Annotated in this window: 9 protein-coding genes; 5 read left to right on the forward strand and 4 right to left on the reverse strand. The window is 72.6% G+C overall.

The window, feature by feature from the left end:
- Positions 1-31: 31 nt before the first annotated feature.
- From BEK98_RS37140 to BEK98_RS37150, 3 genes are all read right to left on the reverse strand, one after another.
- The gene (locus BEK98_RS37140; protein WP_208643339.1) at positions 32-4,282 is read right to left on the reverse strand and encodes an Rne/Rng family ribonuclease; all 4,251 of its coding nucleotides are present in this window, start codon (positions 4,280-4,282) and stop codon (positions 32-34) included.
- Positions 4,283-4,544: 262 nt separating this feature from the next.
- Positions 4,545-5,321 carry a TIGR03936 family radical SAM-associated protein gene (locus BEK98_RS37145; protein WP_094221168.1) on the reverse strand — a complete coding sequence of 259 codons (777 nt, stop codon included), beginning with the start codon at positions 5,319-5,321 and terminating at the stop codon, positions 4,545-4,547.
- A gap of 46 nt (positions 5,322-5,367) precedes the next feature.
- Positions 5,368-6,459 carry a hypothetical protein gene (locus tag BEK98_RS37150; RefSeq protein WP_094221169.1) on the reverse strand — a complete coding sequence of 364 codons (1,092 nt, stop codon included), beginning with the start codon at positions 6,457-6,459 and terminating at the stop codon, positions 5,368-5,370.
- 192 nt (positions 6,460-6,651) lie between these two features.
- Here BEK98_RS37150 and BEK98_RS48730 point away from each other — a divergent pair, with 192 nt between their 5' ends.
- From BEK98_RS48730 to BEK98_RS37170, 4 genes are all read left to right on the forward strand, one after another.
- The gene (locus tag BEK98_RS48730; protein WP_143684208.1) at positions 6,652-7,584 is read left to right on the forward strand and encodes a hypothetical protein; all 933 of its coding nucleotides are present in this window, start codon (positions 6,652-6,654) and stop codon (positions 7,582-7,584) included.
- Positions 7,585-7,732: 148 nt separating this feature from the next.
- Positions 7,733-8,575 carry a class I SAM-dependent methyltransferase gene (locus BEK98_RS37160; protein WP_094221170.1) on the forward strand — a complete coding sequence of 281 codons (843 nt, stop codon included), beginning with the start codon at positions 7,733-7,735 and terminating at the stop codon, positions 8,573-8,575.
- 55 nt (positions 8,576-8,630) lie between these two features.
- Entirely contained in the window at positions 8,631-9,758 is a 1,128-nt protein-coding gene (locus BEK98_RS37165; protein ID WP_094221171.1) for a tetratricopeptide repeat-containing glycosyltransferase, read from the forward strand.
- A gap of 174 nt (positions 9,759-9,932) precedes the next feature.
- Complete coding sequence (locus BEK98_RS37170; RefSeq protein WP_094221172.1) at positions 9,933-10,286, forward strand: DUF805 domain-containing protein; 354 nt, start codon at positions 9,933-9,935, stop codon at positions 10,284-10,286.
- Between the two features lie 57 nt (positions 10,287-10,343).
- On the opposite strand, the gene BEK98_RS37175 is transcribed toward BEK98_RS37170, so the two are convergent.
- Positions 10,344-12,386, reverse strand: coding sequence for a restriction endonuclease (locus BEK98_RS37175; protein WP_094221173.1), 2,043 nt, complete (start codon positions 12,384-12,386; stop codon positions 10,344-10,346).
- A gap of 182 nt (positions 12,387-12,568) precedes the next feature.
- On the opposite strand from BEK98_RS37175, the gene BEK98_RS37180 reads away from it, so the two are divergent.
- Positions 12,569-13,006 carry a hypothetical protein gene (locus BEK98_RS37180; protein ID WP_094221174.1) on the forward strand — a complete coding sequence of 146 codons (438 nt, stop codon included), beginning with the start codon at positions 12,569-12,571 and terminating at the stop codon, positions 13,004-13,006.
- Positions 13,007-13,012: the final 6 nt, after the last annotated feature.

Below are 13,012 nucleotides of genomic sequence, written 5' to 3' on the forward strand. Positions count from 1 at the left end.
ACACGGACCGGCCGCACACCGCTCAGCGGGTTCAGCCCTCGTCGGTGGCCGCGGAGACCGTGGTGGTCTTCTTCGCCGTCGACTTGGCGGCGGCCGTCTTGGCGGTCGTGGCCGCCTTCTTGGCCGTCGTCTTCTTCGCGGCCGTCTTCTTGGCCGCGGTCTTCTTGGTGGCGGCCTTCTTCGCCGTGGCCTTCTTGGCCGCCTTGCGGGCGGTCTTCTTGGCCGGCACGGCCTCCTCGACCGCCGCCTCCTCGGCAGCGGGCGCCTCGGCGACAGCGGCCTCCGGCGCGGCGGCCGGAACGACCACCACGGCCGTCTCCTCGGACGCGGTCGGCGCGGTGGCCTTGCGCACGGCACGGCGCCGCGGGCGGGCCGGGGCGGCGCTCTCGGGCGCTTCCTCGACCGGAGCGGCGACCGGAGCCGCAGCCGGGGCCTCGGCCTCGGGCTGCTCCACCGGCGCCTCGGGCGCGGTCTCGGCGACCGTCACCACGGCCGCCTCCGCACCCGCCGGGGAACCGGCCGGCGCCGACACCTTCCGGGTCGCGCGACGACGCGTACGCCCCTTGGGCGCGGCCTCCTCGACGGCGGGCTCCGGGGCCTCCACGGCGACCGGCTCGGCCTGCGCCTCGGCCACCTGGACCACCGGCTCCGGCTGCGCGGGAAGCACGGCCTCCTCGGCGACCGGGACGACCTCGGCGGCCTGTGCGGTCTCCGCGGTCTGGGTGACCTCCGCGGCCTTGCGGCGCTCGGCCCTCCGGCTCTCGGCCTTCGGCGCACCGGCCGGAGCCGAGGCCCGACGGCTGACGCGGCGCCGCGAACGGCCACGGCCGGCCGCCGCCTCCGCCTCGGCGACGCTGCTGTACAGCTCCTCGTCCGGCGCGAAGTCCGGCGCGGGCAGGGCGACCGGCTCGGCGATCTCGGCCGCGACCTCGACCACGGTCTCGATCTCCGGCTCGACGGCCTCGCCCGTCTCCACGGCCTCGGCGGCGATCTCGTGCTCGGGCAGCTGCCCGTCACCGCCACGCCCGCGCTTCTTGCGCTTGCCGCCACCGCCGCCGACCGCAGTCGGCTGCTCCATGTGGACGATGACGCCACGGCCGTTGCAGTGGACGCAGGTCTCGGAGAAGGACTCCAGCAGGCCCTGGCCGACCCGCTTGCGGGTCATCTGGACCAGGCCCAGCGAGGTCACCTCGGCCACCTGGTGCTTCGTACGGTCGCGGCCCAGGCACTCCAGCAGGCGCCGCAGCACCAGGTCCCGGTTCGACTCCAGGACCATGTCGATGAAGTCGATGACGATGATGCCGCCGAGGTCGCGCAGCCGCAGCTGGCGCACGATCTCCTCGGCCGCCTCCAGGTTGTTCCTGGTGACCGTCTCTTCCAGGTTGCCGCCCTGACCGGTGAACTTGCCGGTGTTGACGTCGACGACGACCATCGCCTCGGTCCGGTCGATCACCAGCGAACCGCCGCTGGGCAGCCAGACCTTGCGGTCCAGCGCCTTGGCGAGCTGCTCGTCGATCCGGTAGGTGGCGAAGGCGTCGACCTCGGAGGTCCACTTCGACAGCCGCTCGGCCAGGTCCGGGGCCACGTGGGAGACGTACCCGTGGATCGTCTCCCAGGCCTCGTCACCGCTGACGACGACCTTGGAGAAGTCCTCGTTGAAGATGTCGCGCACGACCCGGACGGTCATGTCCGGCTCGCCGTACAGCAGCGTCGGAGCGTTGCCGCTCTTGGCCTTCTTCTGGATGTCCTCCCACTGCGCCTGCAGCCGCTCGACGTCCCGGCGCAGCTCGTCCTCGCTCGCGCCCTCGGCGGCGGTGCGCACGATGACGCCCGCGTCCTCGGGGACGATCTTCTTGAGGATCGTCTTCAGCCGCGCGCGCTCGGTGTCGGGCAGCTTGCGGCTGATGCCGGTCATCGAGCCCTCGGGGACGTACACGAGGTAACGGCCCGGCAGGGAGACCTGGCTGGTCAGACGGGCGCCCTTGTGCCCGATCGGGTCCTTCGTCACCTGGACGAGGACGGACTGGCCGGACTTCAGGGCGGACTCGATACGGCGCGGCCCGTTGGCCATGCCGAGCGCCTCGAAGTTGACCTCACCGGCGTACAGGACGGCGTTGCGTCCCTTGCCGATGTCGATGAAGGCGGCCTCCATCGACGGCAGCACGTTCTGGACCTTGCCCAGGTAGACGTTGCCGACGTACGAGGTGGCCTGCTCCTTGTTGACGTAGTGCTCGACGAGCACACCGTCCTCGAGCACGCCGATCTGCGTGCGCTCGCCGTGCTGGCGCACGACCATCACGCGCTCGACGGCCTCGCGGCGGGCCAGGAACTCGGCCTCGGTGATGATCGGGACGCGACGGCGGCCCTGCTCACGGCCTTCGCGGCGGCGCTGCTTCTTCGCCTCCAGACGGGTCGAGCCCTTGATGGACTGCACCTCGTCGGACGGCTCGGCGGGCTTGCGGGGCTCGCGGACCTTGACGACCGTGCGCTCCGGGTCGCCCTCGTCGGGCTCGGTGTCGACGGAGGTGTCACCGGCGCGACGACGACGGCGACGGCGACGGCGGCTGCCGGCGGAGCCGCCGGCCTCGTCGCGCGCCTCCTCGGCGTCCTCTTCCTCCTGCTCGGCGGTGTCCTCGGTGTCCTGGGCGGCCTGCTCGGCGGCCAGCTCGTCCTCGGCGTCCGCGCCCTCACCGGCCTCGCCCTCGCCGGCGTCACCCCGGCGACGGCGACGGCCGCCCCGGCGACGACGGCGGCGCGAGCCGGCCTCCTCGGTCTCCTCGGCCTCGTCGCCCTCGGCGAGGTCCTCGGCGGCGGCCTCCTCGGCCTCCTCCGGCTCCTCGTCCTCGGCGGCGGCCTCGACGGCCGGCGTCTCCTCGGCGGCGCCCCGGCGGCGACGGCGACGGCGGGAACCGGCCTCGGCACGCTCCTCGGCGTACGCCGTGGTCTCCTCGGTCTCCTCGGGCTCCTCCACCTCGGCAGCGGCCTCGGCGGCGGCCTGGGCGGCGGCCCGCTCCGGGGTCTGGAACCTCGGCTCGGCGAACACCGGCGCCTGGAACACGGCCACGGCGGGCCGGGCCGGGCGACGCGGTGCCTCGGCCTCGGACTCGGCGGCCCCCTTGTGCGCGGGCGCGGAGAACCCGGTCGCGGCCTGGCGCACGACCCGGCGACGACGGCGCGGCGCACCCTCGGCGGGGGCCTCGGCAGCGGGAGCCGGCACCTCGGCGGCGGCCTGGACGGTGACGGGCTCGGCGATCTCGGTCTCCTCGGTGGACTCGGCGGCGGCCGCAGGGGCCTCCTCGACCGCGGGAGCGCCGACGGGCGCGGCGACCTGGCGGGTGGCACGACGGCGGGTACGGCGCGGAGCGGCCTCTTCGGCGCCCTCGGCGGCCTCGGCAGCCGTGGGCTCCTCCGCGGCCTCGACGGCGGCGGGCGCGGCGGCGGCCGGTACGACGGCCTCGGCGGCCTCGGGGGATCCGGCGGGCGCGGACGCCCGGCGGCTGGCACGACGACGCGTACGGGCGGCCGGCACGGCCTCCGCCTCGACGGCCGGCGCGGCTTCGGCGGCGGGCGTCTCCACGGCGGGGGCGGTTTCGGCGGCGACCTGCGCTTCCGCGCCGGGCGCGGACTCGGGCGCCTCGGTGACCTGCGGCGCACCGGCGGGGGCGGAGGCGCGGCGGGTGGCACGGCGACGCGGACGGGTGGCGGCCTCGGCCTCCGGCTGCTCCACCTCGGACTCTGCCTTCACCTCGATCTTCTCTTCTGCCTTCTCTTCTGCCTTCTCCTCCGCCTTCACCTCGGCCTCGGCCGGGGCTCCGGTCGGCGCGGACGCACGGCGGGTGGCCCGACGGCGGGTACGAGGAGCGGGCGCGGCCTCCTCAACGGTCTCGGCGGTCTCGGCAGCCTCAGCCGGCTCAACGGCCTCGGCAGCAGCGGCCGTAGCAGCCGGTACGACCGTCTCGACGGCCTCGGCGGCCGCGGGTGCCCCGGCGGGCGCGGACGCGCGCCGCGTGGCACGGCGGCGAGTACGCGCGGCGGGCGCGGGCTCCTCGACAGCGGCGGCCGCAGGGGCCTCCTCGGCCTCGGCCTCGGCCGGCTCCTGCGGATCGGCGAGTTCGTCGGCCTCCACTGCCGGTATGGCCGGCACGGCGACCTCGATGGCGGCCTCGCCCGCGGCGGGCGGGCCCGCCGGGCGCGAGGCGGCACGGCGACGCCTGCGCGGCGGCAGGGTGTCGCTCGGAGTGTTCAGTTCGGAACCCTCGAGGGGTTCGGTCGGCTCGAGCATGCGGGCGGTTCTCCCGTCAGGCTCCCGGGCGCCGCGCCTGGTCCGGCGCCGGTCTCCAAGGACCGTCCGCCGTTGACGTCCGCGGCCCGCGCGATGCGCGATGGCCGCCGTCCGGGGCGCGGGCGCCGCACGGGAGCACTCTGTGTCCTGTCTCGCCGGTTCCGTACGCCTTGTCGGTACGGCCTGGCGAAAGTCTTCTGGTCGGTGCGCTGCCCGACCCAGGTGGCTCCCGAGTACGAGGGCTGCGCTACGACGTCCGTCCCTACGCGGAACCTTCCGGCGTCGGCGCCGTCGCGGCGGCAGCCGGTTGGGCCGTCAGGGCCTCGGCTGCCTCGCGGTCGGGCGCGAGCGGGTCGGTCACCGTGCCGGTCTCTTCATCGAACAGCCCCTGCGCCAGCCTGGTCACCGCTGCGGGGACCGGCGGCGCCAGGTCGGCCACGGCGCGGAGACCGGACAGGACGTCGTCGGGTCGTACGGCAGGCGTCACGTGCCGAACAACCAGCCGCAGTATCGCACAGGGCTGGTCGGTCGGCCTATCAGCAGGCGAACTGTGCGTTGTCAGCTCGGCGACCGCCGGGCGGGCGTCGAAGGTGCGAACACCGTTCTTGGTCATGCGCTGCACCTCGACGGTGTCGGCCTTGGTGAAGGCCTCGACCGCTCGCTGTGCGTCGACCGGGTCGACTCCGTCCAGCCGCAGCTCCCAGACGGAAGCCGTGAGCCGGTCGGCGAGGCCCGAGGTCCGTGCCTCGACCGCGTCGACGATGTCGAGCCCGGCGGGCAGCGACTCGTCGAGGAGGCCGCGCAGGGTCTCGGGGTCGCGCGGCGCGGTCAGCGCGATCTCCAGGTACTCCGCCTCACTGCCCGTGCCGGTGGGTGCGGCATTGGCGTACGACACCTTCGGGTGCGGTGTGAACCCCGCCGAGTACGCCATGGGTACCTCGGCGCGGCGCAGCGCACGCTCGAAGGCGCGCTGGAAGTCACGGTGGCTGGTGAACCGGAGGCGGCCGCGCTTGGTGTAGCGCAGTCGGATGCGCTGCACCGCGGGTGCGGGCGGCGGGCCTTCGGGCTGTCGCTTGCCCAGTGTCCTAGTCCTTCGTGAGAGCGGTCGTACTGCTACCAAGAGTACGTGTGTCGCGCCCCGCGGGTTCCCGCCGGTCCACCGCGACCAGCTGCCGGGGCTCGCCGAAGAGCATCCGCCTCAGGTCCGCGCGGGCCTGCCGTACGGTGTCGCGGGCGGTGGTCAGCGCCTGCCGCGCGGTCCGCCCCACCACGCGCGCGGCCTCGGCGACGGGCCGCAGGACGAGGTCCCGTACAACGTGTCCGACGGGGGTCAGGACGGTGCGGTACACCCAGCGCAGCGGCTCCACGAAGATCCACCGGAAGAGGGTCCCGAGCGCCCGCCCGACCGCGCGGGAGATCCGCCCCGCGACCCGCCAGGCGTGCCCGAGGGCCTCGCCCACCTCTCGCGCGACGACGGCGAGGAACCGGCCGACGGGTGCGAGGACCCAGCGCCACAGGGCGAGGGCGGGCAGGACGATCAGGACGCGGGTCGTCCAGTACAGGACCGCGCCGATCCCGGTGACGACGGCGCCCGCGACCCAGGCCAGCGCCCGCCCGACCGGGGCGAGGACCCACGCGTACAGCCACCGGGCGGGGACGACGAGCAGGTACCGCACCAGCCAGGCCACGGCGGCGTACACGCCCGCGCCGACGGCGGCGAGCAGGATGCCGGCACCCTTCAGCAGCCAGAGGATCCCCCGGCCCACCGGTGCGAGCACGCGCGCGTACAGCCACTCCAGGCAGGCCCCGATCCCCCGCGCGACCCAGGCGACGGCGTGCCCGACCGGGGTCAGCACGTAGGTGTACAGCCACCGCAGCGGCACCACGACGAGGACGTGCCCGAGCCATCCGAGCGCCTTCCCGACGGGCACGAGGACCCAGCGCCACAGCGCCACCCACGGCCACACGAAGACTGCCCGGCCGACCCACAGCAGCGCGCGCCCCACCGGCCGCAGCACGGTGTCGGTGAGGAACCGGCCGCAGACGACCAGCGCGTCCCACGCCATGCGCACGGGCAGCACCAGCACGAGCACGACGATCCGCACCGGGATGCGGATGGCGACGGCGAGGCACCCTTCGGGGTACTGCGGCTCGGGCGGGGGCTTCTGTAGATCCATACCGGCTTAGACGCCCGAGCAGCCCCTACGGATGCAGTCGCCTGTTGGTCCGATGCAGTTCGTCCGTTAGTCCAATCTACGGATAAACCGGCGAGTTCCGGCGTGACACACACGGAGTCAGGACACAAAGGGTTCAACCTCGCACTCGGGTTCGGGACGCCTCCCGGACCGGACGAGGCAAGGAGCACGTTGATGAGTCCTGAGTACAGGACGTCCTCACTACTCGGGCCGCTGGCGCGAGAGAGGTTCAAGAAGGCCGGGATGGTGGCCTCGCTCACGCTGGTCATGGCGGCCGGCGTGGCGAGCCCCGCCGTCGCCGCGGCGCAGAACGTGTCGAATCGCGAGGCCCTGGCGAGCCTGCACGCCAGTGACTACTGGATGGGTCGCTACGGCGGCGACGACCACTGCAAGGACGAGCCGGAGAAGCCGGGCAAGCCCGACAAGTCGAAGTCCGGCCTGAAGTCGGCCGCGGCACTGGGCGGCGACGGCGACTATGGCAACGAGTGCCGGGGCGCGACGGGCGCCACCGGCGCGACCGGAGCCACGGGCGCCACCGGGGCCACGGGTGCGACCGGAGCCACGGGTGCCACGGGTGCCACAGGAACAGGTGCCACAGGAGCCACGGGTGCCACCGGCGCAACGGGCGCGACCGGAGCCACCGGCGCCACTGGTGCCACGGGCGCAACAGGTGCCACCGGTGCTCCCGGCCCGTGCGCCGAGATCGACGCCCAGCAGGACTCGGGCAACTTCGAACTCCGCGCCGCGATCACCCCCGGCACAGGGACCGGCGCGCCAAGGACGTTCGCAGGCATCCGGGACCTCAGGGGCGCCCCGAGCGCGGACCACACCGTGCGGTGGACCGACCTCAGCGGCCTGACGGGGTACCCCACCGACCCCACGACAACCGGCCTCGCCTGTGGGGTCTCCATCAACGCCCATGACCACGGCGGCGACAACGACGACAACAGCGTCAAGATCGACGTGGTGACCACCGCGGGGCAGGTCTTCGAGATCGGCTGTGCCGAGCACAGCAGCCAGCATCCGGCCACCATCACCTGTTCCGCCCCCTGGGTCCTCCTGATCCATCAGCCCACTCCCGGCACCGTCAACGACGGAACGCCGTGACCGGCGTGCCGTACACGGCATGAGGGGTGTCCGCCGGGTCGTGCCAGACCCGGCGGACACCCCTCGCGCATGGGCCGACCGTGGGAACGGGCCCGCTGCGCCCTCCGACATCGGCGAGGGCGACCGGAGCGACGAGTAGCTTGCGCGCATGACCGCCGACTCCGCAGTCGTGGCCGGCACGTCAGGTGCCGCGGCCACGCGTGTCCCGCTCAAGGGGCGCCTGCCGTACGACGCCTGTCCTCTCTGCTCCAGCCGTGGCCTGTCCACGCTGCGGATCGGGGACTGCTCGCGCCACCCGCTCTATCGGCCGGTCGTCGATCCGACGATGACCTGGATGCGCTGCCCCGACTGCGAACACGTCTTCACCGACGGCTACTTCACGTCCGACGCGGCGGCGGTGATCTTCTCCTCGACCAACGGGCACCAGCAACCGGGCGCGGGGTTCGAACAGAGCCGCGCCGTCTCGGCGCGCATCGTCGAGCGCGTCTCCCATTACGTGGAGGCAGGGGCCTGGCTCGACGTCGGATTCGGGAACGGCTCGCTCCTGTTCACCGCCGAGGAATGGGGGTTTGAACCGATGGGTCTCGATCTCCGGCCTTCGAGCGTCGAGGGTCTGCGACACCTTGGCTTCGAGGCGCGCTGCGTGGATGTCACGGACCTCGACGAGCCCGGACGTTTCGCGGTGATCAGCATGGCCGACGTACTCGAGCACATGCCGTATCCGCGCGCGGGCCTGGCCGCCGCGCATCGTCTGCTGCGGCCGGACGGCATGCTCTTCGCGTCGATGCCCAACTACGACTGCGCCGCCTGGCGACTGCTGGACGCCGTCGACGCCAACCCCTACTGGGGCGAACTCGAGCATTTCCACAACTTCAGTCGCCGGCGTCTGTACGCGCTCCTGACCGAACACGGCTTCGAGCCCGTCCACTACACCATCAGCGAGCGCTACCGCATCTGCATGGAAGTGATCGCACGCCGGGTCGACGTCTGAATCACAGAGCCGACGCCTGAATCACAGACGCCTGAATCACAGAAAAGAAAACGCCATGAAAACGGTCTGCCTCAACATGATCGTCAAGAATGAGGCGCATGTGATCCGGCGCTGCCTCGAATCCGTGCGCCCTCTCATCGACACCTGGGTGATCCTCGACACCGGCTCGACCGACGGCACCCAGGACGTCATCCGCGAAACCCTCGCCGACCTGCCCGGGGAGCTGCACGAGAGCCCCTGGAAGGGCTTCGACGTGAGCCGCACCGAGGCGATCGGGCTGGCACGGGAGCGCGCGGACTATCTCCTGTTCATCGACGCCGACGACGCGATGGAGACCGTCCCGGGCTTCACAATGCCGGAACTGACCCATGACTGCTACGACTTCGAGATCCGCCACAACACCGTCGTCCACTGGCGCCCGACGCTGGTGTCGACCCGCCTCCCGTGGCGGTACGTCGGTGTCCTGCACGAGTACCTGGAGTGCGACACGTCCTTCAGCCGGGCGACCTTCGCCGGCGCGCACATGGTCATCATGGGCGGCGGCGGGCGTCTGCAGGGCAGCCAGCGCAAGAAGTACCTGCGCGACGCCGCGATCCTCAAGGACGGGCTCGCCAAGGAGCCGGAGAACACCCGGTACGTCTTCTACCTCGCCCAGAGCTGGCGCGACGCCGGCGAACCCGCGAAGGCGCTCGCCGCCTACGACCGGCGGGCTGTGATGGGCGGCTTCGGCGAGGAGGCGTTCTGCGCCCGGCTCTACGCCGCCCGTATGGCGGTGCTGCTCAAGCGCCGGATGCCCGAGGTGACCGCCCGTTTCCTGGACGCGCACGAGTACCGGCCCACCCGCGCCGAACCGCTCGCCGAGCTGGCCTACCTGTCCCGGGTGCACGGAGAGCGCTGGCCGCTCGCCTACCTGTTCGCGCGGCGCGCGGTGGACATCCCGCAGCCGGCTGACACCCTGTTCGTGGAGCACCACTGGTACGAGTGGCGGGCGCTGGACGAGCTGGCGGTGGCGTCGTACTGGCTGGGCGAGTACCGCGAGAGCCTGGAGTGCTGCGAGAAGCTGCTCGACAGCGGAAAGGTGCCCGACGCCCACCGCGAACGGGTCCTCGCGAACAGGGACTTCGCCCGGGCCAAGCTGCGCCTGGGCGCCGCGGCGGGGTCGAGAGCACTCGTCGGCGCCTGACAGCCTGTCCTCGGCCGGCCGGACACCCGCCCGGCCGCTGCCGACGAGGCCGGATCACCGAACGGCAGCGGCCGGGTAACACATTGACCCGCGCACGCCAAAAACATGGTTTCCGGTCAGCCTGACTGATTCCATGGGTGACCAAGCACACGATTCCCAGGGGGGACGAGGCAAATGCACTGGTATGTGGACGTACTCAAGAAGTACGCGGTGTTCAGCGGCCGTGCGCGGCGGCAGGAATACTGGATGTTCTTCCTGTTCAACCTGATCATCAGCATCGTGCTGACGGTCGTCGACCGCGCCATCGGCTCGAACGTCCTCAGCCTCATCTACACGCTGGCCGTCCTGCTCCCGGGCCTCGGTGTCGCGGTCCGCCGGCTGCACGACACCGGCCGGTCCGGCTGGTGGATCCTCATCGCCCTCATCCCGCTGGTGGGCTCGATCATCCTGATCGTCTTCCTCGCCACCGAGGGCAAGTCGGAGCCGAACCAGTACGGCCCCAACCCGAAGTACGCCCCGGCCCACTGAGCCGACGTCAGCGAAGCGGCCCGCCGGAGTTCTCCGGCGGGCCTTTCCCGTCGCGGCCTACTCGACGTCGATGCCGTGATCGCGCACGAGCTGTGCCAGACCGCCCGGGTATCCCCGGCCGCCGACGACGAAGTCCCAGTCGCCGCCGGCCCGGCGCCGGAAGGAGCCGAGCACCAGGGCGGTTTCGTGGGGCCTGCCGTCCGAGACGTCCAGCCGGCCCAGCTCCGTCATCGCGGAGTCCAGCAACCGGATGCCGGCACCGGTGAACCCGGACAGATCGGCGTGCGGGGCGGCCTCCGGATCGATCGCGGCCACCAGCACCAGCCGGTCCGCGCGATCCGGCAGCGCGTCGAAGGCCACCCTCAGGGCGGCCCGGTCGGGCGGCACGGCCGCCACCGTGCGCACCGAACCGTCGGGCGTGGCCGGGTTGTTGAAGAAGACGAAGTGCTCGTCGCTCAGCACCCGGCTGCCCGTGCAGACCAGCGCGCAGACGTCCAGCGCCACGTCACCGGACCAGGACATCCCCAGCACGTTGTAGTCCTCGCGTGCCGCCGGCTCGGGCCTCGCGGCGGGCCGGCCCCGCTCCCCCAGGCGGCCGCGGAGCCCGTGCCGGTGCAGCAGGTCGACTAGTTCGGTGCCGGAGATCAGCTCAAGGGGCTTGCCCTGGGCGAAGGTGCGCGAGCCGGGTCCGAAGCCCGACGTCGTGACCAGCACCCCCTTGTTCGCTCCGACGTCCTGCACCGTCCCGTACAGGTCGCGCACCGCCGTGGGCGGCACCGTGTTGCGGTAGCGCTTCACCTGTACGACGATCTTGCCGCCGCGGATCGGAGTCGGATCCACCGCGTCGACGTCCACCCCGCCGTCGTTCGAGCGCTCGGTCGTCACCGCCTCCATGCCCATGGCCCGGAACAGGTCGGCGACCAGGGACTCGAAGGCGATCGGATCCATGTCGTACAGATCCGGTTCCTCGTCGCCCCCGCGGGTGACCGGACGGTCCCGGACGTCCTCGGGCCGGCGGCTCGGCCGGACCGCGGCGAGCTGGTCCGGCCGGGCCGAGAGCTGCCCCCGCAGGGCCTCGGTCAGACAGCTGACCGGGTCCACCTGCTCCAGGTGCAGACCGGTGAACATGCCCCGCGGAGCCATGACGGTGGCCAGGCAGATGAGCGCCTGCCGTCCCGTCGCCGGATCGTGGTCGTCCACGACCCCGTTCAGCGCGACGGACTCCAGCGCCCCGGACTCGTCCGCCGCGAACAGCTGGTGGACGGCCAGCAGCACGCTCTGCGCCAGCACCTCCCGGTACAGCGCACGGCGCTGCCCCACGGGACGCGGGGTCTCCTTGTCCTGGTCCAGCGTGGGCATGTACCGCACCGACTTCGCCTCGGGGACGACGCCGTAGCCGGGCAGCTCCCAGTCCAGCACCAGCTGCCGGGCCGCCGGGTCGTAGGCCGCGGAGACCTGCCGCGGAAACCCCTCCGGCCAGGTCGTGGCGGCGTACAGGACGGCCGAGAAGTACTCGACCACCGCCTCGGGGTCGCCGCTCCTGACACCCTCGGTCAGCTCGGTGACCCCGGCGTTGTGCCGCCGTACCTCCGACAGGTGGGCGCCGGTCCGCTGCTCGTACTCGTGCCGGTGGGCGGCGAGTTGCTGCTGTCGCTGCGCCTCGGCGGCCTGGGCGGCATACCAGTCGTGCTCGAACCGGGCCCGGGCCTCGGCCTCGGCCTGCGCGCGCCGGCCGGCGGTCCAGCCACCCTGCGGCTGGTACTGCGCCGGATCCGGCATGCGCACCGGCCAGGCGAGGGGCCCCGGGTCGAACGCCTGGACCTCCTCGGTGCGCAGCAGCGCCGCCGCCCGGAAGGCCGGGGCGCGGCACCCGGCGGCCAGCAGCCCCTGCAGGGACGCCACCCGGTCGTCCAGCTCCGCCGTGCGCCGCCCCGCCTCCGCCTGCCGGTACTCACGTTGGTTCTGGGCGAGTTGCCGCTGGTGGGCCCGCGCCTGCCGTTCCTGCTCCCTGCGCTGCCGGGCCTCGGCCTCTCTCTGACGCTGCTGCTGCCGCTGCACCTCGGCCCAGACCCCCACCAAACCAGCAGAGCGACGACTCATCCGCTGTATGCCCTCCCCAGGACGTCGGCATCGCCGACCGAACTCCGGCCGCCCCCACAACCGGTCGTAACCGGACGACTTTATCCGGCATGTGCCGTCCCGCACATGCCGGAAACGAAATGCCTCCGTCGGCCCTCACATGGCACCATCGCCCTTCACCGATCGGAAGACCCGGGGGATTCATGGCGAACGAGCTGCTCACCGTCTGTCTGCCGCCGGACGCCGGGCCGGATCTGCGTGCTGCCGTCGCCGCCGCGCTCGCGCCGTACGACATGAACGGAACGCACAAGCCCTACCAGGGTGAATGGGACCACTGGCGGATCGGGTGCCCGGGTTCGGAGTTCATGGTGGTCCCCGGGCACGAGGACGATCCACGGTTGATCCGGGACACGGAGAAGTTCCGTGGCGAGGTCCGCGAGTGGGTTCCCGGGTTGTGTGACGGGGGTCCTCGGAGGTTGCTCGACTTCGGGGCCATGCGGGCGCGGACGGACGCGGTGACCGCGGACCACCTGCTCACCCTGGAAGGGGCCTGGGCCTACGACTACACCCTGGACATGGACTCCTACCTCGACGACCTGCCTCCCGACACGCTGCTGGTACGCCTACGGATCCACTGCTGACCTGAC

The organism is Streptomyces diastatochromogenes, assembly GCF_002242805.1.
In the GTDB taxonomy this organism is placed as follows: Bacteria; Actinomycetota; Actinomycetes; order Streptomycetales; family Streptomycetaceae; genus Streptomyces; species Streptomyces diastatochromogenes.